The following is a 23,095-nucleotide window of genomic DNA, read 5'->3' on the forward strand; positions in this document are numbered from 1 at the left end:
CCATGAACCTGTCGACAGCATTCAACAACGCCGTCAGCGGCCTGACCGCCTCTAGCCGCGGAACGTCGGTTGTGTCGGACAATATCGCCAATGCCCTGACGCCCGGTTATGCTCGGCGGTCGCTTGAGCTGACCACGAACGTGATCTCAGGCACCGGCGTGCGCACCGTTGGCGTGGTCCGCAACCATGACCCGGTTCTGACCGCCAACCGCCGTACCACAGATGCAGAGCTGGCCTATCAGACTGCACTGTCCGGTTTTCACACTGGCGTGGAACGGGTTGTTGGCACGGTCGACGATCCGACCTCGCTGGCGAACCGGCTGGCCGAGTTTGACAGCAGCCTGATCACAGCGGCCAGCCTGCCCGACTCCTCTGAGCGGCTCGATCAGGTTGCCCGCACTGGCCGCGATCTCGCGACCAGCCTCAACGCGGCTTCCGAGGGCGTTCGGCAATTGCGATCGGATGCAGACCGGACAATTGGCAAACAGGTAGATAGTCTGAACCAGAATCTCAGGGATATCGAGGCGCTGAACGCCAAAATCCCTCAGGTCAAATTTTCGGGCGGAGATACCGGGGCCTTGCTGGATCAAAGGCAGGTGCTGATTGACCAGGTGAATGCGCTGGTGCCAGTGAATGCGGTACCACGCGCAAATGATCAGGTGTCGCTGTATTCCGATGGCGGGCTGATCCTGCTGGAAGGCACCGCCGCCGAGTTTTCTTTTACGACTACCGGTGACACCAAACCGCACATGACCGTGGGAAACGGTCTACTGTCGGGGCTTGAGATGAACGGCAACCCTGTGCGCACCAGCGGCGGCAATGCTCAGATACGGGGCGGGGCGCTGATGGCGCAATTCGAGATCCGCGATGAGCTGGCTGTTGAGGCACAGGACCATTTGGACTCGGTTGCCCGCGACCTGATCGAAAGGTTCGAAACACCCGGTCTGGACCCGACCGCGCTGCCCACTGATCCGGGCCTGTTTACCGATGCTGGCAACCGGTTCAGTGCAACCGCTCCCGAGGGGTTGGCCTCGCGCATCAGTCTGAACATCATAGTCGACCCCGACAATGGCGGCGACAGCTGGCGTCTGCGCGACGGGCTCGGCGCGGCAACCCCGGGTGCCCCGGGCGACGCCACTCAGCTGCTGGCTTTTGGTGCCATTCTCAGTGAGTCGCGCGCCGTGGCAGGCTCGCCTTTTGGCACCGGCGACATGCGCGCCGCTGACCTGACCGAAGCGCTGATGACGAGAACCGGCTCCAACGCCCATACCGCCAGCCAGCGCCTGACCTATGCGAACAACGCACAGTTGGAAATGGCCCGGATCGAGGCGGAAAATGGCGTGGACACAGATCAGGAACTGCAAAACCTGATGGAAATCGAACAGGCCTATGCGGCCAACGCCCGGATCATCTCGGTGGTCGATGAATTGATGGATACATTGTTGAGGTTGTGATGATGAATTTGACATCTATCGGTGATCTGGCGCGGGGCATGACCTTGCAGACCCGGTCCACGGAACTCAGAAATCAGATCGAAACGCTGTCTTACGAAATGTCTACTGGCAAGGTTCAGGATGTATCCGGGCGGCTGGATGGCGACTATTCACATCTGCTGGATCTGGATCGCAGCCTGTCGCGCCTGAACGCCTATCAGGTGTCGACCGCCGAGGCGGGTCTGTTCACGGATGCCATGCAATTGAGCCTGACCACGATCAACGACTCCGTGTCCGAAATCACATCATCCCTGCTGGCGTTTGGCACGTCGAACCAGGCGGTCAGCCATGAAAATGCCTCGGCACAGGCGCGGAATGAGCTGGATAATATCATGTCTGCGCTTAACACGCGGGCGGGCGGGCGCAGCCTCTATTCCGGTGCGGCCACCGACGTTTCCCCCCTGCCCTCGACCGACACGTTACTGACCGCGCTCGAGGCGGAACTGACCGGCTATACCACAGCGGCCGACATCCGGCAGGCGGCGGAAGACTGGTTCAACGATCCCACCGGATTTGATGCCGTGATCTATCAGGGTTCGGGTACAACGCTGGCGCCGATGCAAATTTCCGAGAATGAAAGCGTCAGGTTACCGATCACGGCCACCGATCCTGCCCTGAAAGAGGCCATTCGGGATATTGCGGTTGCGGCACTGGTTTCGGACACTGCGCTGAACCTGCCGCGCGACCAGCGCACAAGCCTGTTCACCCAGTTGGGCGTTGATCTGGCCAACACTCAGAACGACATCGTCAATCTGCGTGCTCAGGTGGGATCGGCTGAGGCGCGTATCGAACAGGCTGCCACCCGCAACAGCGCCGCCCAGACCAGCTTGGAATTCAGCCGAAATAAATTGATTGCCGCCGACCCGTATGAGACCGCCACGCAGTTGCAGACCGTCCAGTTTCAGCTGGAAAGTCTGTATTCCGTCACCGTTCGCAATGCGAACCTGTCGCTGGTGAACTTCCTGAGATGAGACTTCTTGTATTCCTTTTGATGCTGCTGCCCAGCCTCGTTACGGCTGGTACAATTCGACTGAAAGACCTTGTGGATTTCGACGGGGTGCGGGGCAATGATCTGGTTGGGTACGGCCTGATGGTCGGGCTGAACGGCACCGGCGACGGGCTGCGCAACTCGCCCTTTACCGAAGAGATCCTGTCGAACATCCTTGAGCGGCTGGGCGTGAACGTGAACGGAGAGGACTTTCGCCCCAAGAATGTCGCCGCCGTTCTGGTCACAGCCAGCCTTCCGCCTTTTGCACGGGTCGGCGGGCAAATCGACGTGACGGTGTCCGCCATCGGCGATTCCAAGAGCCTGCTGGGCGGGACCCTGATCATGACACCGCTGAACGCCGCCGATGGTCAGATCTATGCCGTGGCGCAAGGCACGGTTTTGGCCGGTGGCGCCTCGGCCGAGGGCGAGGCTGCATCGGTTGTGCAGGGGGTGCCGACCTCGGGCGTGATCCCTTCGGGCGCGCGGGTCGAGCGAGAGATCGACTTTGACTTGTCCACCCTGACGCAGATGCGGCTTGCCCTGCGCGAACCTGATTTCACCACCGCCAGCCGCATTGAGATCGCGATCAATACCGAGTTCAACCGGGCGGTCGCTATCATGCGGGACTCCGGTACGGTGGAACTGAACATCGCCGCGACGCAGTCGATCTCAACCGCGCATGCGTTGGGGCGGATCGAGAATATTCTGGTCGAGCCGGAAGCCAAGGCGCGTGTGGTGGTCGATCAGCGTTCGGGCACGATTGTCATGGGGCAAGAGGTGCGCATCTCGCGGGTTGCGGTATCTCAGGGAAATCTGACGCTCACGGTCGAAGAAGCCCCGATTGCGGTACAGCCCAACCCGTTTGCGCGGGGTGAAACCGTCGTCGTTCCCCGTACAATCGCCGGCATCGAAGAAGAGGAAGGCACCGGGCTGGCCGAAATCCCTGAGGCGACCACGTTGTCCGAGGTCGTGGCCGGCCTGAACGCTCTTGGAGTCTCACCCCGCGACATGATCGACATATTGAAAACGATCAAGGCCGCAGGGGCGCTCCACGCGGAATTTGTGGTCCGCTAACCAAAGCCTGAAGGGGTGCGGATCAGCAGGTCCGCGTCCCTATTTGGATTTCCAGCTGTCCATCCACCGGCGCAACCCATTGCGCTTTTCTTCAATTGCATCGCCCGCGGCGTAAAAACCGTCTTCGACATTTTCCAGCATTTGGTCGATTTTCGCCTGCCGAAACCTGCGCCAACGCACCCAGATCGCCCAGACGATGGCAAAGAAGACGGTCAGGAAAACGATGTTGAACCACGGAATGATCCGCACATCCGGCCCATCCACATGTTTGATGAAGACCGCATTGGGGAAGATCGACATGAACTCGTTTCGCCAGCCATAGTGCGTGACGGCCACCCACTCAGGGTTATTCTTGTCCGAGATCGCGTCATTGGCCTCGGTATAAAGGTTGGCTGTGTCGAACTTGAAATACGGTGGCCAGCCCCAGCTTGTATCCTCATTTCGATAGACAATCGGTTTGCCATTGGCGCGCACGGCCTGAATGAACTGCACATCGCGGTTTGACAGGCTGGTGGATTGGTCATCCGGCTCGGACCAGAAAATCCGTGTCCAGTCGTTCAGGTCCTGACGTTCTTCATAGGTGTTCACAACCCGCACGATATCGCGCTGCGGCAGGGAGTATTGCAGGATCACGGCAATCGTGCCCCAGAAGATGATGATGAATGCCCATTTCAAATAGGCCATGCCGTAACCCTCACATGTAATTCACAATGTAGATCAGCGCGCCGATTGCCATCCAAGGGACAATATAGACACCCAGAATCAATTTACGCCGGAACGAATTGTCATAAACGTGTAGACCGCGTTCTACAAAGGCCGCCTTGTTCCCGGATTTGCCCTTTTCATCCCACCACGTCTCAAGCTTGCGCCGACGAACGCCGCGCGAATAGAGGGACAGGGCGAAATACGCAATGGTCTGGAGGACCAGCAGGATCAGAAACAGGCGTATCGCTCCGAACATCTTACCCTTTCCTCAACGCGCCCCAGGGGCCGACCCGCGCGATCACCGCGTCGCTCACCTGATCTGTCCCGCTCATATCCGGCTCATGCCCGAACAAGGCGGCTCGGGCACCAGCTTTGTCCACCTGATACTCGCGCGCAAGGAAGTCGGCAACATAGGCTTTCTTGGCCTCGGGCCAGGTGGAATAGGTGCTGTAGAACAGTTCCTTGTGACAAATGAACATCTGGCGCGGGTCCAGCGGGGCCAGCTCGGCCAGCAGCATATTCACCAGATCGCGGTTCGGGGTATCCGCCGCGCGCAGCGTGTAGAAATAGGACGGATGGTCCGAAGTGATCCGAGGCCAAGGCCCGCCGTCTTTCGCCCAGCGCAACAGCTGGGCAAGGCCGTGAAACGCCTCGGGCAAGCGGTCCGCGTGGTTCCGGGCCAGACGCCGCATATCGTTCCGGTCCAGCCCCGTCAGATCGACGCCTGCATCGGCGGCGGCATCGACGGTCAGAAAATCCATCTTCTGTTGCAACACCGCAGCCGAGTTCACGCCGCGCGCCTCGATAATACTTTCCACCAGAGTGTTGTCATTAAGGAAGGCGGCAATCCGGTGTCGCTGTGTTGCGTCAAACGCGTGTTCGACCGGCAGGTCATTGGGCATCTCGCCCATACAGATTGCAGCCGGTTGATCCAAATCGGGAAACAGATAGAGCCCGCCGAAATGCGCCGTCCAGAAATTGCGCTGTTCGAATGCGGTGTGGCGCAGGCGGACCGGGTTGCGGGTGACGTCGCCGGTTTCCTTGGCGGTTTCGATCATTTTGGCGATCAGCACATCGTCGAACCAGGCGTCTTCTTCAGTCTTGAACCGCTCGACCATGCCCGCAAGTTGCTCGGCCTTGCGCAGGGTGCCGCCGACCGTGTCCGCCTCGATCTCGATCTTGCGCAGGTTAAGCAGATCGCGCGGTGTGGTGAGTTTGAAGACCGAGTTCACCAGCTCTCCGGCCACCGCATCGGTGGCGGTCAGGGCGAACAGCTGCGCCTCGTTCATCTCGATGAATTCGCGCAGGATATCGCGTGAGGTCGAGAATTTGACGTTCAGCAAAGGCGCGCGTTTCTGTTCGGTCGTCAGCAGGATGAACTGCCGGTTGACCCCGTTGGGGTTGAGGTAAAGCTCATCCTCCAACTCAATCCCGACCTCCGGCGAATAGCCCGAGATATCGACATGGAAATCCGTCAACGCCGTGGTCTTGCCGGCCAGATGTTGCAACGCGCGGTCATACCGCTCGACCAGAGCCGGGCTGGAGATGTGGACGAGATTGCCAAACATCAGGCCTTTTTCGATGAGACGGATCATTGTGTATTTGACTCCGCATTTTCGCGCAAATCTTCTTTCAAACGATCCCATTCCCTTTTTAGAATTCGTTGAGCTATCGAAAGCGTTTGAAGATTTGGCTGACCTTGCTCGTGAATGTTTTTTCTTTGAACTGCTAGCGCGGTGGAAAGCGCTTGGTAGTCAGGATCTGCCGGATTCAATCGCAACAAAATGCGGTTGGCCAACTCAGTTAACCTGTACATTTTTTCGGCTGGGACCTTGGCATCGGAAATCCCAGACGGTTCTTGGTCTTTGAAAACCATCGCTGTGCCCAAACAGATTGATTGGTGTTCGGCGATTTCGTTTCGAAGGTCATTTATCCAGTCTTGTCTAAACTGGGAAAGAAGGCCTGTCGCCTCATGCTTTCGCTGTTGGACCGCCGCACGTAGCGCGATCCTTGTCGAATATTTGCTAGAAAAGAACGCAACAAAGGCAGAAATTATCGGGACGATTACGAATGTCACCAACGGTGAATGATCTACAAACCACTGGTTAATCGATCCTATGAATTCTTCTCCACTCACTCCTTCTCCTCCAAATTCCGCCGCTTGGCCACTTCCATCCGCCCTATATCGCCTACGGCACTCTTGATGATGTACTCGTCTCTCCTATCGACATAGTGAAACTCACCGTCGACCTGCATGTTCAATCGTTGCGCCACCTGTTCTACCTCACCCTGTTCAACCGACCAACGACCACAACCGCCAACACCAACAATGGCAACGCAAACGCCCGCGCTGTGATCTGCAAGTTGAACCCGATGTAAGAAACTACGCTGCCCTCAAACAGGATCAGGGATTCCTCCAATGAGGCACCCTCGAACCCGCTGCTTGCGTTCACGCCGAACTGGCACAGAAACAGCAGCGCCACGGCCCCGAGAAATCCGAAAACGCTCCATCGCAAAGGCAGGATCAGGCCCAGAACAAGGGCGAGGCCAGTGATTGCAGCGATCAAAGTCATGTATTTGCTTCCTTTTTCCGACGAAGCGCTGTTGCGTACGCTCCGCCAGCCAAAATCATGGCCGGAACAAACCAGAACAATGCGCGGCCAAGAAAATGTGATGGCATTTCACCGGGGCCAAAGGCGTGCAGCAGGGAATTCGGGCGCGCCAGAGACGCCCCGTTCATCCAGATCTCGAACAGGGAACTCCAGATATAGGTGAGCGCGAAGATGATGAGTGCCAGCATCGCCACGCTCTTTCGCGACGCAGGTCGACAACGCGCGACGGATACGCCGAAAAAGATGCTCGCTACAATGAGCGATGCGAAGATCAGGAACAGGCCGCCGGTCACCCATTCCCCTCCAGATACCGCCGTTTGATGGCAACACCCACAAAGATGAGTATTGCAAAAGATGCTAAAAGAGAACTTAGCGAAAATGACGCCCAGCTCGTTGCAGCGTACGTCGTCCGATCATGACTAAGTAGCTGACGGCCGAGTCCGACGTCGAATAACATCCCGATCAAAGACAGACATAGGATCGACATTGCTAGTCCCGCAATCCATGCCGCAATCAACCGCAGGACTAAGGGCGAGCGATGTAGTCTTTGAGCAACCAACAAGCACGTGGACAGACTCAGAGCGGCGGGAAGCGCAAAGTTCACAATATCAGCAATCACTAGCCTTTCCCCTCCAAATACCGCCGCTTGGCTTCTTCCATCCGGCCCATCTCTCGGACGGCGTTTTCGATGGCGACCTCGTCGCTCTTGTCGGCATAGCGGAACTCGCTGTCGGCGTAGCGGTTGATCTCTTGCATCACCATCTCGACCGTGATCGGCTGGCGCAGGTCCTCGATCATCGCTTTCTTGGTGTCGTAGTCGCGGAACAGGAACAGGTCGGGATTTTCCATCCATTCGTCGGGCAGTTCGAAATCCATCGCGCGGACCTTGACCGCGTCGGTGATGTTCTTGATCGCGCGGCCGGTGAAGCGCTCATCCGCCTGTTGGATCGCCTTGAGGTAGGTGCCCAGCTTGGCGATCGTGTCCATCTGGCCGATCTCGCCGGACACCCGGTCATAGACCTGCAGCAGCGCGTCCTCATGCGGGCGGGAATGGCTTTCGAAACTGGCGGCAACGGCCTTTTTGATCTCCTGCGCGGCATAGGCCTCGTGCTCGCCTAAGGGTATGTCGTGGTTGCGGCCCATCAGCAGGTGCAGGATGTCGATGTAATCCTCGCGCGTTTGCGGCCCGTCCACCAGGAACCGCGCGCCCGCCCGCTGGCGCAGGGCGTCGTCCACATTCTCGGGGTAGTTCGAGAACATGCCAAAGGTGCAGTTGCCGCGCACGACGGTGTTGGCGCCCGCAAAACTCTCCATCAGCACCGCGGTGATTTCCAGCTGCCCGGCCGAGGACTGCCGGTCGCCGCGTTTGCCCGCCAGTTGGTCGATGTCGTCAATGGTGCCGAAGCCGATGACCGAGGGGTCGATAATCGTGTTGATAAACGCCTTGGCGTTCTGGCCGGACTTGCCCTGATAGCTGTCGATATTGTCGGTACTCAGGTTCTGATAGCGAAACGGATAGCCCGCGTTCTGGCAATAGTCGTTGATCAGCCCGGCCATCATCTGGATCAGGGTGGTCTTGCCGGTGCCCGGTTTGCCGTCGCCCATGAAGGTGAAGATGAACCCTCCGAGTTCTGCAAACGGGTTCAGGCGGCGGTCGAAATCATAGGCCATCAGCATCTTGGCCAGCTTCATGGCCTGATACTTGGCGATATGGTTGCCCACCACCTCGTTCGGTTTCTTGAACGTCATAGTCAGGGTGGTGGATTTGGCTTTAGACGCTGGTTCGAACCCCCGGATTGTCAGATCATCGGCCTCGATATGCCAGGCGGCGTTCTGGAACGGGGCCAGATGGCCTGCGGACGGGGCGCGCAGGGCGGCCTTTTCCATCAGTTGTTCGGCATAAGCGCTGGTGGCCGCAATCAGATGCGCATCATCGGGTGCGTGTCTGGCGAGGGTCTGGTCCATTTCCCACAGCGCGCCATGCAGGGCAAGCTGGCCATTGTCGGTCAACACCTCTTCGATCTCACCAATATCAACCGTGGTTTCACCCAGATGCGACGACATCAGATAGGCCAGCGCATTGCCGAAAGTGTGCGACGTGATCAAAGCCTCAGCCGTCAGCAGTTCCGAGAATTCGGTCTTGCGGGCGGCAGGCAGATCTCCGGCCAGATTGGCGCGTTTCAGATCGGCCAGCGGAGTCTGTTCCGCATAAGCCTCGGCCACGGCCAAAGCGATAGATATCGCCCGCCGGATAGCCTGCTGCGTTGTCGCCTGCGGCGGAGACACCAGCGTATCGCCATCATCCGAGGCCTCGATCCGCTCAACCAGATGCACCCCATCCGCCCGTGCCGTGCGCCGTGTCACCAAGCCCGGTGTCGTAGATCGGAACCGCCGCCCGGTAGAAACCCCCGGAGATCGTTCAACAACCGCCTCCGCAGCCTTTGCAATCCGCGGCGCGTGTTCGAATCCGTTCAACAAAGCCGTCGCCGCAGGATAATGCTTGCGAATATCCGCCTCACGCAATTCCATCTGATCTGACGTCAAACTCATGTGCCCAACCCTGCTTCTTCTCGTTCAAAATACGGTCGCCGAAGGCGAAAATTTCAATAGCGCAACACCTGCCCTGTCTTGCTAACGACAAACTTGCGCACGTCGGCAAAACCCGGCGGGTTGCGCTCGGCCAGCGCCTGAAACGGCCGCTGGGGCAGGATGATAGACCGCTGGGTGCGCGTGGCGCCGGTCTCGGCCCCCTGCCCGCCGAACGGATCCAGCGCAAAGACCTCGCGTTCCACGGTCGAGAACCACCCGGCGCGTTCCTCGATGACCTGTTCGCTTTCCAGTTCCTCGGTGGTCCAGGCCAGCGCCCAGTCCTGACCCTCGGGCGCCTGCGCGTCTTCCAAAACCTGCCGCAGAGGGCCGGACTGCTCGGTATAGGCCGAGGAATACATCGGGCCTACATGGATGCGGCGCAGGTGTTTCGGGTGCAGGTCGTCGAAATCCTGATCAAAGCCCTTGGCAATCGTCACCAGTTTCAGCCCGCCCAAGGATTGCGCCATCAGATGCGCCTGCACTTCGGGCCAGCGACGCTGGTCTTTGGGCAGGGCCGTCTTGCCGCTGTCCTCCAACTGCATCAGGTAGATGACCGGCAGGTTGATCTGGCTGTCATAGACCGCCCAGTGGATCAGGAATTTACGCCGATCGCCTGCATTCTCAATCCAGTGACATTCGGGATCGTTCCGGGCCCAGAACAGCTGACCTTTCAACAATTCCTCGTAATAGAGCCTTTGAGACAGCGCGAATTGCAGCTTGGTCGGGATTTCCCGGTGGCCAATGATGGTCCGCACCATGTCAGTTTTCAGATCATCTTCTAATGGCATATTTGCCAGATGCACCTGCGCCTGCTGCGCGTCATTGGCCATGGTCAGCAACTCAGCCGCCACCGGAAACCCGCTGTCGCGCTTATCCATGGCGAGGCTGCCAAAGAACCGCCCCGTCTCGCGCCCGACCAGCAGGTATTTCATGGACAGCGCCCGGAACGTATAGAGCAACCCCGAGAGATAGCGCGACACGATCCGCACTTCTTGTTTGCTGATCGCGCCCTCAGCCTCCATCGTCGCGGCAACGCGCAGGAGGTGGACGGTGATCACCTCGAATTTGCGGAAATAGCGGCGCGAGGCGAAAGTGTCGGTCAGGCCGATATGGTCTTGGGTGGGGTTAGTCATTTCGCAGCTCTAGGCAGCATTTCAGTCTCTGAAATCAATTGCCTTGATCCTTGACGGAAGGCATTCTTCCGAATGCATCAAGTTCAAGAAAACTAAAGATCATGTTGGCCTCCGGTTGGCGTGTATTCAAGAACTGAGGTTCTTGGCTCCGAATGGTATGAGCAGCCATGGAAAAAAGTGCTCGGGCAACGTTTCCGATACACCCACCCAAAACAAATAGAATTGCTAGATAGAGTAGCGTGAGAACAATCCCATTCACTACGTCCTGACCGACGACTTGTATGGGCGCATTTGCACCGATTTCCGCAAGGTCCATTCTATTGCCAGAGACGAAAATGCCTATTCCCCCAGCGATTGAGAAAAAAGTACCCAACAGACCAAATCTTAGAAATACTTTCGAGCTCCACATAAGGGGTTAGCCCCCATACAAATTCTTGTCATGCTTCTCGACAATCGAGGCAAAACGGCGGGCAAAGCGTTCATCCGCCTTGGCTTTTTTCTCCAGCACGTCGCGGGCAAAGACCATGTGGTCCTCGTGCGCCTCGAGCATGTCGGCCATCTTCTGGTTGGTCGCGGTGCCGATGGCGGCCATCGCCGTCTGCGCCTCTTGGTCGGTCTGCACGCCTATCTCGTTGATGCGGTGGGCCACATCCTGCTGCTGTGCTGTTTTCAACGATTTGGTCAGGGCGTCATACAGCACCACGCGCTGTTGCGTGTCTGTTTGCAGCTTGTTGATCAGCACCATCTGAGTCGCCGCCTGGTTTTGCAGTGAATCGACCCAGGTCTTGCCCTTTTCGATATAGCGCTCCAGCGTTTGGCTTTTGGCCAGCTTGACCTGCTCTTCCTGAACTTTCGCGTTGTATTGCTTGTTCAGCTCGGCCAGTTCGGTTTCCAACTGGGTGCGCGCGGCGGCGTCCTGTTCGACGCTGATCTTGTTCTCCAGCGTGATGATCGTCGGGTCCATGCCCTGAATTTCGGCGCGCAGAGCCTCCAGCTCGGCCACGGTCGCCTCACGGTCGTCAAGCGTGCCGGTCAGGTTGTCTTCGACCTTCACACGCTGCTCTTCCAACACGGACAGCTGCCCCTGAAGCAATTGCACGATCACATCTGATTTGGCGATCAGGTCCTGCAACTTGTCGTCGATATTCGCCGTGCGCATCCTCTCTTGCCGCATGGATTCCGATTTCCCGCGTGAGAAGATGCCAACAAAGCTCTCCCACCCGGTTTTTGAGCGCATTTCGTCGAAATCCTTGGAAAACGCGTTGGTCACATCGTCCAAACCCATAATCAGCTCGGCGATATTGGCGTTCATCACTTCGGTATGGGCATGCACGTCCTCAAGCGTAGCATTTTCGATGTCGATATCGGCCTCGGCGGTTCCGATCTTAGCCCGCGCGGCGTCAATGCGCGCGGTCAGCCCTTCGATCTGCGACTGGCTTTCCCGGACTTTGGTCTGAGTTTCCTCAATCAAGGCGTCAAATTGATGGTTCGACATCGCTGCTATCCCTTTTTTTCTTTAATTACCCAATAAGATAGGGAATGTTACGTCCATTTACATCCCCTCGGGTCCAAAATTCCCCGGAACTTTGACAAACTCGGGCTGAAAAAGATAGGCGCGATATATCGCCCTGACTTGATAGTTTTTGATCAAATCTGGATTGATCTGACGGGCATTGTGGACATAGACAATCCCGACCCCACCTGATTGGGTGCGCTGAACCAAAATCCTGCCGGAGGCTTCCTTATGCTGGACGCAACAACCGATCTGAAATCCCTTTTGAAAAATCCCGATCTGCTGGCGACAAAGGCCTATATTGGCGGCCAGTGGGTGGATGGTGACAATGGTACGTTTGCCGTGACCAACCCGGCCCGCGGCGATGTGGTGGCCGAGGTCGCGGATGTCAGCCGCGCGCAGGTGGCTGGAGCCATCGCGCAGGCCGAAGCCGCACAAAAGGAATGGGCCAAGCTGACCGGCAAGGAACGCGCCGTGATCCTGCGCCGCTGGTATGACCTGATGATGGAGAACGCTCAGGATCTGGGCATGATCCTGACCGCCGAACAGGGCAAGCCGCTGGCCGAAGCGGTGGGTGAGATCGGCTATGGCGCCTCTTTCATCGAATTCTTCGGTGAAGAAGCCAAACGTGTCTATGGCGAGACCATCCCCGGCCATCAGCGCGACAAGCGGATCATGGTGATGAAGCAGCCGATCGGTGTTGCCGCCTCGATCACGCCGTGGAACTTCCCCAACGCGATGATCACGCGCAAGGCTGGGCCTGCGCTGGCCGCGGGCTGCGCTTTTGTTGCGCGCCCGGCCAAGGAAACCCCCTTGTCCGCGATCGTTCTGGCCGTTCTGGCGGAACAGGCCGGCATCCCGGCGGGTGTGTTCAACGTGGTACCGTCGTCGCGTTCCAGCGAGATCGGCAAGGAATTCTGCGAAAACCCCGGCGTGCGCAAACTGACCTTCACCGGTTCGACCGAGGTGGGACGCATCCTGCTGAAACAGGCGGCCGATCAGGTGATGAAATGCTCGATGGAGCTGGGCGGCAACGCGCCGTTCATTGTGTTCGACGATGCCGATCTGGATGCAGCCGTCGAAGGTGCAATGCTGTGCAAGTTCCGCAACAATGGCCAAACCTGCGTCTGCGCCAACCGGATCTACGTTCAGGCCGGTGTCTACGACGCATTTGCGGCCAAGCTGAAAGCCGCCGTCGAGGCGTTGAAGGTTGGTGACGGGCTTTCCGATGGCACCACCACCGGCCCGCTGATCAACGCCGAAGCGGTCGCCAAGGTCGAAGAACACATTAAGGACGTCACCGACAAGGGCGGCTCGGTCCTGACCGGCGGTCTGCCGCACGATCTGGGCGGAACCTTTTTCCAGCCCACAATTGTGACCGGAGTCACACAGGACATGATGGTCGCGCAGGACGAAACTTTCGGCCCATTGGCACCTCTGTTCAAGTTCGAGGATGAGGACGACGTTATCGCCATGGCGAACGACACGATCTTTGGTCTGGCCTCGTATTTCTATGCCAAGGACCTCAGCCGCGTTTACAAAGTGGCCGAGGCGCTGGAATACGGCATCGTCGGCGTGAACACAGGCATCATCTCGACCGAGCTGGGCCCGTTCGGCGGTGTTAAGCAGTCCGGTCTGGGCCGCGAAGGCAGCCACCACGGCATGGAAGACTATCTGGAAATGAAATACGTCTGCCTGTCGGTCTGATCAGGCGCTGGGACTGATTGGCCTGTGCTGAACTTGCGCGGGCCGCCACATCCCTGCAAAAAGGCGATGGATGTGGCGAATTTCCCGTTGAACGGGTTGCAAACCTTTAAAAAATTGGACCTAAGCGAATCATCAAGGCGACAGATTCCGCGCTAAATGTTTCATCAAAGCGTCAATATGCGCACTCAAAACACTAATTAAACCATAAAATGTGCATTTATTTTCGGTTAATCATCGTTTAACACATCAATTAGCCGAAACTGCAAACGAAGCGTTTTGTGATTTTCTCTTTATGCGTTAAGATATTCGCATTGTTCGTGGGGATCATTTAATGAAACTGCTCAATGTAATAATGACTGCAAGTTTTTCGTCATTTGTCGCTGTGTCTGCGCACGCGGCGACAGTAAGTATACTCGACAATACCGCGGATAATTTCCTTTCGATCTACGGGACAGACTCTGGTTACAGGGGCTATGAAAACTTCGAGGCACTTGGCGCCACCTTCGGAGAAGGGGAAGTTTCCAGCAGATTTGCAACCAACGTTGGAACATTTTCGTCCTTGGGTGGTGTCGGTACGGGCGGCACTGTCACTGGGTTGCCCGGCAATACTGGCACAAATCTGGCACTCAGAGAGGGCAACGTTTTTGGGCGCAAAAACACGTACCCTGAACGCAGTTCTTGGTTCCTGGACAGCAACGACACTTGGGGCATGAGTTGGGATGTTGCGCTGGCAGACGGAAAATCCTTCCGGAGTCTCGCTTTTGCGATCACTGACGCAAGCGATGTGGGTGGATTCCTGCGCATATCGGTCGGTGGAAATGACGTAGAATTCAGGACGGGCAGCAAGCTGCCCAATAGTAACGTCCGGCTGGTAACTGTTGATTTCGACAGACCAACCAGTTCAGCGGAAATCATGCTTGGCAACTTCACCGAAGCTGGCGGTGAAACACCGTATCTGAACGACGGGTTCTCGATTGACGGTATTCAGGTGGCCCCGGTGCCACTGCCGCCCTCGGTTCTGTTGCTCGGCGGCGCGCTGTTGGGTCTGGGTTTTGTTGCCCATCGCAGACGCCGGGTTCTCGCCTGATCACACAAACAAATCGAACAACTACGTAAGTCAGGCAATGGCATCGCCAAATTGCCTGACAATTGCATTTGTACTTCCGTACTGTTCCATCGAAGGCGCTGAACACGTCGCCTAACCACTGGACGATGATTATTGATGTGCACTGCTTGATCGGCCTTAAACCCGCGGGGCAATACACAACGCCCCGCGTCTGGAGGAACGCGGGGCGCAGGGTGCGATAATCCAGAGAGGACAGATTATCGCGGCGTGGTGGTCAGCCGCCTTAGTTCACAGCTTTGGCGTCGACCACATCCTTTTCGATGGCGTTTGCCGAAGAAATCTCGATCCGGCGCGGTTTCAGAGCTTCGGGCACTTCGCGCTTCAGGTCGATGTTCAGCATACCGTCTTCATGGCTTGCGCCGGTGACACGCACGTGGTCGGCCAGAGCAAATCGGCGCTCGAACGCGCGGGTGGCGATACCACGGTGCAGATAGCTGCGCTCTTTGTCCTCGGCGGCTTTCTTGCCGGCAACGATCAGCGCGTTCTCTTTCACTTCGACCGACAGGTCATTCTCCGAAAAACCGGCGACAGCAACCGAGATGCGATAGGTGTCGGCATCGGTTTTTTCGATGTTGTAGGGCGGGTAGCTGGGCTGAGCCACGTCATTGGTCAGTACGCGGTCCATCATGTCGGCGATCTGGTCGAAACCAATGGTGGCGCGGTGCAGCGGTGCAAAATCAAATGTACGCATAAGTCATATCCTCATATCTGAGCGATCTGTGTTTTGCCCTCCGTTCGGACGGGCGGTTCAGTACATCGGGTCCCGTTTTTGGCAACCCGATACAGTTCACATGGGGAGGGTTTCAGCGCAGTTCAAGACCCGCCGGGGCTGATGAATTTCGCACCCGAATCCGACTTGCCGGATCCGACCTGCAACCGGCGGATTGACGCTTTGGGCCGGGGCGCGTCTCGGCGCAGGTCTGCCTTGAGATCGGCAACGATTCCCGAAAGCTCCATGCCTAACCCGATCTTATGTCGGCCATTGGTTCCAACCGCGGAAACGACGGACAAAATCTGCCAGCGCGGGCCGTTGCGCGCCAGCAGCGCCGACCCGGACGAACCAAAGGTGATATCGCAGTTAAAGGTGATCAGACCCTGCTGTCGTTGCAGAATGCGGCACGACCGTTCCCGCGTGATCGCCTCGGACCGCCCCCGCCCGTATGAGGCGAGGCTGACCTCATTTCCGGCCACGCGCCCGCTGTGCAGGGCAAAGGGATCGGCAACGGAATAGGGAATAGGCTCTTCCAGCCGCATCAGGGCTACATCGGCGCGGATCGCCGCATTAGACAACGACGTATGTTTGACGTAATCCGGATGCACGGCAATCTGCACCACTTTGCGATCGGCCAGGGACTTACCATTGCTCAGACCTGCGCGAAACGTCACTTCACCCGGCGCATAGGGCCGACCGGTCGATTTATCCAGCGCGCAATGTGCGGCGGTCAAAACGATGTCCTGAGCGATCAGCGTGCCGGTGCAAAACCCCCGCGTCCCGGTGTCCAGACGGCCAACGGCCTCCCAGCCGTATAAATCCTCCCGATCTGTCAGTTTGCGCTTGCTCGCCTGCGCATGGGCCGCTGTGGCCGTGACCGTAATACAAAGCACGATATGCAGCAACACCCGGATCATGGCTTGATAAACCGGGCGCCAATGTTTCTGTCTGCCCCGCCCTGCGGGGTGGCGGCCCGAAACCCGCGACCGGCCAGCAATTCGGCGTGCAAAAGCGGCAGCGCCCCTTCGACCGGCGCACCAACGGCAACGCGCTTGCCGTTATATTCGGCCTTGGCCGAGACCACGGATACGATCCGCGGACGCTCGCCTTCAAAGGAAAACACCGGTGCGCCAGAAGACCCAAACTCCACGTCACAGGACATCACCATCACATCGCCTCGTCGGGTCATGATCGAACAGACCTCTTGCAAGGACGGGGCGTCGGCCCGGTCCTGTGCGTATGAAACGACGCCAACTTCTTCTCCGCGTGCTGGGCGATTACCAGTTTCAAACGGTATGACCGAGGTGTTGCGAATGGGCTGCCAAAGTTCGATCAGGGCGATATCTGCCCACAACCCATCGGACGAGCCCCTGTTGGTAAATTCGTAATCCGGGTGAATGACGGCCTGACGTGCGGCCCGGTAAGCTGACGCCTGCCCAAATCGCCATGCCGCCAGAAACTCGACCTGAGACAGGTCAATCTGCTGGCCGGTCTCCTTGTCAAACAGGCAGTGCGCGGCGGTCAGGACCAAAGCCGGAGCAATCAATGTTCCGGTACAGAACCCCGCGCCGTTAATATCCAGACGGCCAACAGCCATCCATGCCCGCCCGGCATCGGTGGTATTCAAGCTTTTCAGCCCACTGTCCTGCGCCAACGCTGCCATCGGCAAGACGGCAAACGCTAAGGCCATGATCCAATGTCGCAAGCGGTTCTCCGGCGTTATTGCTGGAAAACAGTCTTACGCCCTGCGTAGGGCGAAAATAGGGCGATGCTGGTGTCGGTGCTTTCCGCCGCGAACTGATGCCCTGCTGCATCAGACCCGCCTACCTGAGAATTGGAACCGCCTCTGATCCTGGCGTACCCATAGATCGCATAGCCCGCGGTTCAGGTCCGCCTGTGGCCCAGTCCAGCAGCTCAACCGTATGCAATATGGGAATATCCGTGCCAGAGCCAATCTGCATCATGCACCCGATATTGCCCGCAGCAATCACGTCCGGGCTTTTCGCCTCGAGCGTGCGGACCTTGCGTTGCTTCAGCTGCTGCGAAATCTCGGGCTGCATCAGGTTGTATGTCCCCGCACTGCCGCAACACAGGTGACTGTCGGCCGGCTCGACCACCGCAAAGCCTGCGCGTTTCAGCAGGTCTTTAGGATAGGTTTTGATCTTTTGCCCATGTTGCAGCGAACAAGCCGCATGATAGGCGACGGTCATGCCCTGATCCGCGCCTTCGGGCAGGTCAAGCTGCACCAGCAGCTCGCTGACATCCATCGCCAACCCCGACACCCGCGCAGCGTCTTCGGCCAGCGGGTCATTGCGGAACATATGCCCGTAATCCTTGACAGTGGTGCCGCAACCGCTGGTGTTGATGACGATTGCGTCCAGCTCCTGACCGTCCATTTCCGAGGTCCAGGCCCGGATATTGGCCGCTGCTGCCCTGTGACTGTCACGCGCTTTGCCCATGTGATGCGTTAGCGCCCCGCAGCATCCAGCCCCTTCGGCCACCACAACTTCGCATCCCAAACGGGTCAGCAGTCGGATCGTGGCATCATTGATGTCGGTGTTCAGCGCTTTTTGTGCACAGCCTGTCATCAGCGCCACCCGTTTGCGGCGCGCGCCCTCGGGCGCAAAGCTTTGCGGATCGTCATTGCGGCTGACCGGAGGGATATGCTTTGGCGCCATATCCAGCATTGCCCGCAACCGCGCATCGGGCATCAGAAACCGGAACGGACGCCCCAGTTTCGCCCCAAGCAACGCCCAACGGAACCGCATTGGATGGGGTAAAATCTGCGCCAGCACCCAGCGCAGCGCGCGATCGGTGAAAGGGCGTTTATACGTGGATTCGATATATTCCCGCGCGTGATCGACCAGATGCATGTAATGCACGCCCGACGGGCAGGTTGTCATACAGGCGAGGCAGGACAGGCAGCGATCAATATGCTTGACCGTTTTCTCATCCGGCACGCGTTCGTTCTCCAGCATGTCCTTGATCAGGTAGATGCGGCCCCGCGGGCTGTCCAGCTCATCCCCCAGAACCTGATAGGTCGGGCATGTGGCGGTGCAGAACCCGCAATGCACACAGCTGCGCAGGATTTCATTGGCGCGCTGTGTCGCCGGGTTTTCCAGCTGTTTTTCGGTGAAATGCGTCTGCATTGACTTACCCCATCAGCCCCGGATTAAAGATACCCCGAGGGTCAAACTTGTCTCTGATCGCCCGTGTCAGAGCCGCAACTCCCTCGGTTTCCGGCTGAAACCGGCCCAACTTGTCCATATCGTCCGCAGCCGCGCGCACCAGTGTCGAATGCCCCGGAACATCGCTTAAGGCAGATCGCAGGTCTTCGCCTTCCTCAGCCAAGGTCCAGATCAGACCGCCACCCCAATCAACCACGCGGTTCGGGTTTTTCCCGCTGGCAACACGGATCATATCCGTCGGCTTGATTGAGGTTTTCCAGACATTGCCTGGCACTCCGGCAAACGGCTCTATGTCACGTACCGCTCGCCAGATCGCGGCATTCTCATCCGGGTCGGTCACAACCTCATCCGGCTTCAGATCGGCAAACGCCTCAAGCAATCTGCCAACGCGATATTTGACCGAGTCCATAAATCCTTCGACCCTCAGAAGTGTCCGGGAAGGCTGGCCCTCTGCCTCTGGCAGTCGCGCCGCGCCACTGACCTCAAAGGGCGAGCCCAGCGCATCACAAAACAGCTTTGAGCTCGCCGCCCATCCGCAGCCGTGCCAGACAAGTGTTGCCGTCGCCTCGGGCTTGGGCAGCACTTTCAAAGATACTTCGGTCAATACACCCAATGTGCCCCAGGACCCCGCCATCAGCTTGACCAGATCATAGCCGGTGACGTTTTTCATCACCCGCCCACCATTCTTGACCACCTGCCCGCGCCCATCGACAAACCGCACACCCAGCAGAAAATCCCGACACGCTCCGGCCTGAACCCGCCTTGGACCCGAGATGTTCGCCGCTACGACCCCACCAATCGTCGGCTCGCCCGCGCTACCCATAACCGTCCGATAATCCGCAGGCTCAAACGCCAATTGCTGCCCTTCGGCTGCCAAAACGGCCTCAACCTCAGCCAGCGGAGTTCCTGCCTGCGCAACCAATGTCAAAGCGCCGGGTTCATACAGGGATATGCCGCTCAGTCCCGACACACTCAAAACCTGCTCGGGACGCGCGATGCCTCGTGTGCCGCCGCCTGAAATTTGCACCGGTTCCTTCAACCCGGCCACGATTTCGGCCAGCTCTGTCTCTGTCTCAGGTCTCATGTCACTTCTTCTTGTCTGAAAATACGGCGGGGGAGACGCGCACGGCGCGTCGGGGGCAGAGCCCCCTACTCGGCAGCCATCCGCCGCGCACGGGACACATCCAGCGGGAACACCTTGGCCGGGTTCAGCAGCCATTGCGGATCGAACACATCTTTCACCGCCATCTGCGCCTCAAGATCAGCAGGCGCGTATTGATGCGACATCAGATCCCGTTTCTCGATCCCCACCCCATGCTCACCGGTCAGGCACCCGCCCACATCGACGCAGAGCTTCAGGATATCCGCCCCAAACGCTTCGCATTTCTCCAGATCGCCCGGCTTGTTGGCGTCAAACAGGATCAAAGGGTGCATATTGCCATCACCCGCGTGAAATACGTTACCGACAGGCAGGCCGTATTCCTCGCTCAACTCTCCGATCCGGCGCAACACCTCGGGTAAGGACGACACTGGGATCGTCCCGTCCAGACACATGTAGTCGTTCATCTGCCCCATCGCCCCAAAGGCCGACTTGCGACCCAGCCAAATCTTCGCGCTTTCTTCTGCCGACTGGCTTTCGCGCAGCTCGACCGGGTTATGGCGCTTGGCGATCTCAACGATCTTGGACAGCTGATAGTCGATCTCGGCTTCGGACCCTTCAACCTCGACAATCAGCAACGCGGTGCAATCGGGATACCCGGCATGTGCGAAGTTCTCGCAGGCTTTGATGCACAGAGTATCCATGAACTCGATCGCGACCGGCAGGATGCCCGACTTGATGATGTCCGAGACGCATTGCCCAGCCACCTCATTGTCATCGAACCCCATCAGAACAGGCCGCGCGCCTTCAGGCTTGCGCAGGATACGCAACGTCGCCTCTGTCACCACGCCCAGTTGCCCCTCGGACCCGCAAATGACGCCCAACAGGTCCAGCCCGCCGGAATCCAAATGCGCGCCGCCGATCTCGACCACGCTGCCATCCATCATCACCATTTTGACGCCCAGCAGGTTGTTTGTGGTTACGCCGTATTTCAGACAATGCGCCCCGCCCGAGTTCATCGCGATATTGCCCGCAATTGCACAGGCCAGTTGCGAGGACGGGTCGGGCGCATAGAAAAAGTCCTGTTCTTCAACCGCGCCGGTCACGCTTAGGTTGGTGCGGCCGGTCTGCACGCGGATGAAGCGATTGTCATAGTCGGTCTCAAGCACCTCGTTCATCCGTGCAATGCCAAGAATGACACAGTCGGCGGTGGGCAAAGCCCCACCCGCCAGCGACGTGCCAGAGCCGCGCGGGACAACCGGAACGCCCTCTTCATGGCAGATGCGCAGAACATTCGAGACCTCTTGCGTGGTCGACGGCAGCACCGCCAGCATCGGCGGGCAGCGATAAGCGGTCAGCGCGTCGCACTCATAGGCGCGGGTCTCTGCCGGGTCGTGAATCACTGCATCTTCAGGCAAAACCTTTAGCAAGCGCGCCAGAACAGCTTGCTTTCGCGCAAGCACATCGGGATTTGGCCGGGGCATTTCCATTGCTGGTCCTCCAATTTGGTAAAATAATATTACCAATTTATGCATCTGGCAAGATCAATGATCTGCGCCTAGTGTCGCGGCTATGACCTGGATTGATCGCGCGCTTCTGTTTTCGACGCTGGATTATGTCGCCATCCTGCTGCTGATTGGCGCGTGGCAAGGGATCGGCTGGAAGATCGAGCATCCCTCGCCCGGCAAACAATCCGTTGCCATGATGATGGACGGTTTTCGCCGCGGCTGGATGCGAGAGATGGTCACCCGGCAGCCCCGAATGTTCGACGCGCAGGTCGTAGCCGCTATGCGGCAGGGCAGTACCTTCTTCGCCTCAACCACCATGATCGCCATTGGCGGTGGGCTAGCGCTGCTGGGCAATACCGAGCGACTGGCGGGTGTCGCCAGCGATCTGGCCATTGGCAGTGCGCCCGCGCTGGTGTGGGAGATCAAGATTCTTGTCGTGATCCTGTTTCTGGCCAATGCCTTTCTGAAATATGTTTGGGCGCATCGCCTGTTCGGATATTGCGCTGTTCTGATGGCCGCCGTCCCAAACGACCCGGAGGATCCGCAAGCCTACCCCCGTGCCGCACAAGCCGCCGAGATTTGCGTCACCGCTGCGCGCAGTTTCAATCGCGCCCTTAGGGCCACATATTTCGCCCTGGCCTCGCTGGCATGGTTCCTGGGGCCTATTGCCCTGATCCTCGGCACGGCGATCACGTTCGGCGTGCTCTACCGGCGCGAGTTTGCCTCACACTCCCGATCAGTCCTTTTGACCTTGCCGCCTGACACCAAGACGTGATTCCAATGGGTCACATCACATCTTATGGTCTCTGTATGCGTTATCTGATTCTTGCCGCCTTCCTTGCAACGCCCGTGTTTGCCGATCCGCCAACGATCGAGAAGGTCTCGGCCAGCCGCAGCGGCGACACATGGCGTTTCGACGTCACGATTCGCCATCCTGATACCGGCTGGGACGATTACGCCGATGGCTGGCGTGTGCTCGATATGGACGGAAACGAGCTGGGATTGCGCGTGCTGCATCATCCGCATGTAGATGAGCAGCCATTCACCCGGTCGCTGAGTGGCGTGGCGATACCTGAAACTATCTCGCAGGTTCAGATTCAGGCACGCGACAATGTCGGTGGCTGGAGTGACACGACCACGATCATTGACCTGAACTAAGGGTCAGAACACCCCGAGGCTCAAACCCGCTGCCATCGCCGCACCGATCTCGCGGCATTGCTCAAGCTGATCTTCAGGTATGGTCTTTTCCGCCAGTATCGCCTCTGGCGTCTGCGCATGGGTGCAGAGGATCAACGGCGGCTGAACCTCTTTCAACCGCCAACCCGTGGCGATGCGAGCCGTTTGGCGGGCGGCATTCTCTCCATCTGATCCGGCGCAGATCATCTGGGCATAGGGGCGGCCTTCGATCTTGCCCAGAACCGGATAGTAGGAACGGTCGAAAAACTCTTTCATTAGACCCGAAATGGCAGCCAGATTCTCGGGCGCGCAGAAGATATAGCCATCGGCGGCCAGCAAATCCTCAGGCCCGGCCTGATCCGCGAACTTCAGAACAACCTCGGCCTCGTCACGCCCGGCCTCAGCCGCTGCTTCGGCCATCTGCCGGGTGCCTCCGGTGCGCGAATGGTAAACGATCAGAAGCTGCGCCATT

The 23,095-nt window shown here is 58.3% G+C and carries 23 protein-coding genes; 7 read left to right on the plus strand and 16 right to left on the minus strand.

The window, feature by feature from the left end; genetic code table 11:
* The first annotated feature begins 2 nt into the window (after positions 1–2).
* Genes flgK through ACOQOY_RS10520 form a run of 3 tightly spaced genes read left to right on the plus strand, consistent with a single transcriptional unit; the run spans position 3 to position 3,555 of the window.
* Positions 3–1,454: a flagellar hook-associated protein FlgK gene (gene flgK, locus ACOQOY_RS10510; RefSeq protein ID WP_420585377.1), complete on the plus strand. Its 1,452-nt coding sequence runs from the start codon at positions 3–5 to the stop codon at positions 1,452–1,454.
* The gene (locus ACOQOY_RS10515; RefSeq protein WP_420585378.1) at positions 1,454–2,464 is read left to right on the plus strand and encodes a flagellin; all 1,011 of its coding nucleotides are present in this window, start codon (positions 1,454–1,456) and stop codon (positions 2,462–2,464) included. The genes flgK and ACOQOY_RS10515 overlap by 1 nt, the downstream gene beginning before the upstream one ends.
* The gene (locus tag ACOQOY_RS10520) at positions 2,461–3,555 is read left to right on the plus strand and encodes a flagellar basal body P-ring protein FlgI (RefSeq protein WP_420585379.1); all 1,095 of its coding nucleotides are present in this window, start codon (positions 2,461–2,463) and stop codon (positions 3,553–3,555) included. The genes ACOQOY_RS10515 and ACOQOY_RS10520 overlap by 4 nt, the downstream gene beginning before the upstream one ends.
* A 39-nt stretch (positions 3,556–3,594) precedes the next feature.
* Here the strand turns inward: ACOQOY_RS10520 and ACOQOY_RS10525 are convergent, their stop codons facing one another.
* The 9 genes from ACOQOY_RS10525 to ACOQOY_RS10565 form a co-directional block, all read right to left on the minus strand.
* Positions 3,595–4,239 (minus strand): DUF1523 family protein, encoded by a 645-nt coding sequence (locus ACOQOY_RS10525; protein ID WP_420585380.1) that lies wholly within the window; start codon positions 4,237–4,239, stop codon positions 3,595–3,597.
* 10 nt (positions 4,240–4,249) lie between these two features.
* Positions 4,250–4,516, minus strand: a complete 267-nt coding sequence (locus ACOQOY_RS10530; RefSeq protein ID WP_420585381.1) for a hypothetical protein — start codon at positions 4,514–4,516, stop codon at positions 4,250–4,252.
* Between the two features lies 1 nt (position 4,517).
* On the minus strand, positions 4,518–5,855 hold the full coding sequence (locus ACOQOY_RS10535) for a DUF6638 family protein (protein ID WP_420585382.1): 1,338 nt from the start codon (positions 5,853–5,855) through the stop codon (positions 4,518–4,520).
* Positions 5,852–6,397: a hypothetical protein gene (locus ACOQOY_RS10540; protein WP_420585383.1), complete on the minus strand. Its 546-nt coding sequence runs from the start codon at positions 6,395–6,397 to the stop codon at positions 5,852–5,854. Before ACOQOY_RS10540 ends, ACOQOY_RS10535 begins: the two co-directional genes overlap by 4 nt.
* A 142-nt stretch (positions 6,398–6,539) precedes the next feature.
* The gene (locus ACOQOY_RS10545) at positions 6,540–6,833 is read right to left on the minus strand and encodes a hypothetical protein (RefSeq protein ID WP_420585384.1); all 294 of its coding nucleotides are present in this window, start codon (positions 6,831–6,833) and stop codon (positions 6,540–6,542) included.
* Positions 6,830–7,165 carry a hypothetical protein gene (locus tag ACOQOY_RS10550; protein WP_420585385.1) on the minus strand — a complete coding sequence of 112 codons (336 nt, stop codon included), beginning with the start codon at positions 7,163–7,165 and terminating at the stop codon, positions 6,830–6,832. Before ACOQOY_RS10550 ends, ACOQOY_RS10545 begins: the two co-directional genes overlap by 4 nt.
* Positions 7,166–7,490: 325 nt before the next feature.
* Positions 7,491–9,422 (minus strand): AAA family ATPase, encoded by a 1,932-nt coding sequence (locus tag ACOQOY_RS10555; RefSeq protein ID WP_420585386.1) that lies wholly within the window; start codon positions 9,420–9,422, stop codon positions 7,491–7,493.
* A 53-nt stretch (positions 9,423–9,475) separates the two neighbouring features.
* Entirely contained in the window at positions 9,476–10,594 is a 1,119-nt protein-coding gene (locus tag ACOQOY_RS10560) for a hypothetical protein (RefSeq protein WP_420585387.1), read from the minus strand.
* A 415-nt stretch (positions 10,595–11,009) separates the two neighbouring features.
* Positions 11,010–12,089: a hypothetical protein gene (locus ACOQOY_RS10565; RefSeq protein ID WP_420585388.1), complete on the minus strand. Its 1,080-nt coding sequence runs from the start codon at positions 12,087–12,089 to the stop codon at positions 11,010–11,012.
* Positions 12,090–12,338: 249 nt separating this feature from the next.
* Between ACOQOY_RS10565 and ACOQOY_RS10570 the strand changes: the two genes are divergently transcribed.
* Together ACOQOY_RS10570 and ACOQOY_RS10575 are read left to right on the plus strand one after the other, a co-directional pair.
* Entirely contained in the window at positions 12,339–13,814 is a 1,476-nt protein-coding gene (locus tag ACOQOY_RS10570) for an NAD-dependent succinate-semialdehyde dehydrogenase (RefSeq protein ID WP_420585389.1), read from the plus strand.
* Positions 13,815–14,523: 709 nt separating this feature from the next.
* Positions 14,524–14,901 (plus strand): hypothetical protein, encoded by a 378-nt coding sequence (locus tag ACOQOY_RS10575; RefSeq protein ID WP_420585390.1) that lies wholly within the window; start codon positions 14,524–14,526, stop codon positions 14,899–14,901.
* A 262-nt stretch (positions 14,902–15,163) separates the two neighbouring features.
* Here ACOQOY_RS10575 and ACOQOY_RS10580 read toward each other — a convergent pair whose 3' ends face one another.
* The 6 genes from ACOQOY_RS10580 to ACOQOY_RS10605 form a co-directional block, all read right to left on the minus strand.
* Positions 15,164–15,631, minus strand: coding sequence for an Hsp20 family protein (locus ACOQOY_RS10580; RefSeq protein ID WP_420585391.1), 468 nt, complete (start codon positions 15,629–15,631; stop codon positions 15,164–15,166).
* 122 nt (positions 15,632–15,753) lie between these two features.
* Positions 15,754–16,569, minus strand: a complete 816-nt coding sequence (locus ACOQOY_RS10585) for a trypsin-like serine peptidase (protein ID WP_420585392.1) — start codon at positions 16,567–16,569, stop codon at positions 15,754–15,756.
* Complete coding sequence (locus tag ACOQOY_RS10590; RefSeq protein ID WP_420585393.1) at positions 16,566–17,357, minus strand: trypsin-like serine peptidase; 792 nt, start codon at positions 17,355–17,357, stop codon at positions 16,566–16,568. Before ACOQOY_RS10590 ends, ACOQOY_RS10585 begins: the two co-directional genes overlap by 4 nt.
* A gap of 118 nt (positions 17,358–17,475) precedes the next feature.
* A complete protein-coding gene (gene glcF, locus ACOQOY_RS10595) occupies positions 17,476–18,801 on the minus strand; it encodes a glycolate oxidase subunit GlcF (RefSeq protein WP_420585394.1) in 1,326 nt (441 codons plus the stop codon).
* 4 nt (positions 18,802–18,805) lie between these two features.
* Positions 18,806–19,924, minus strand: coding sequence for an FAD-binding protein (locus ACOQOY_RS10600; protein ID WP_420585395.1), 1,119 nt, complete (start codon positions 19,922–19,924; stop codon positions 18,806–18,808).
* A 65-nt stretch (positions 19,925–19,989) separates the two neighbouring features.
* Positions 19,990–21,429 carry an FAD-linked oxidase C-terminal domain-containing protein gene (locus ACOQOY_RS10605; protein ID WP_420585396.1) on the minus strand — a complete coding sequence of 480 codons (1,440 nt, stop codon included), beginning with the start codon at positions 21,427–21,429 and terminating at the stop codon, positions 19,990–19,992.
* A gap of 82 nt (positions 21,430–21,511) precedes the next feature.
* Between ACOQOY_RS10605 and ACOQOY_RS10610 the strand changes: the two genes are divergently transcribed.
* Both ACOQOY_RS10610 and ACOQOY_RS10615 read left to right on the plus strand, forming a co-directional pair.
* Entirely contained in the window at positions 21,512–22,222 is a 711-nt protein-coding gene (locus ACOQOY_RS10610) for a DUF599 domain-containing protein (protein WP_420585397.1), read from the plus strand.
* Positions 22,223–22,257: 35 nt separating this feature from the next.
* The gene (locus ACOQOY_RS10615) at positions 22,258–22,605 is read left to right on the plus strand and encodes a hypothetical protein (RefSeq protein ID WP_420585398.1); all 348 of its coding nucleotides are present in this window, start codon (positions 22,258–22,260) and stop codon (positions 22,603–22,605) included.
* Positions 22,606–22,608: 3 nt separating this feature from the next.
* Here ACOQOY_RS10615 and ACOQOY_RS10620 read toward each other — a convergent pair whose 3' ends face one another.
* Entirely contained in the window at positions 22,609–23,094 is a 486-nt protein-coding gene (locus ACOQOY_RS10620; RefSeq protein ID WP_420585399.1) for a flavodoxin family protein, read from the minus strand.
* Position 23,095: the final 1 nt, after the last annotated feature.

This window comes from Ruegeria sp., assembly GCF_965221235.1.
In the GTDB taxonomy this organism is placed as follows: domain Bacteria; phylum Pseudomonadota; class Alphaproteobacteria; order Rhodobacterales; family Rhodobacteraceae; genus Ruegeria.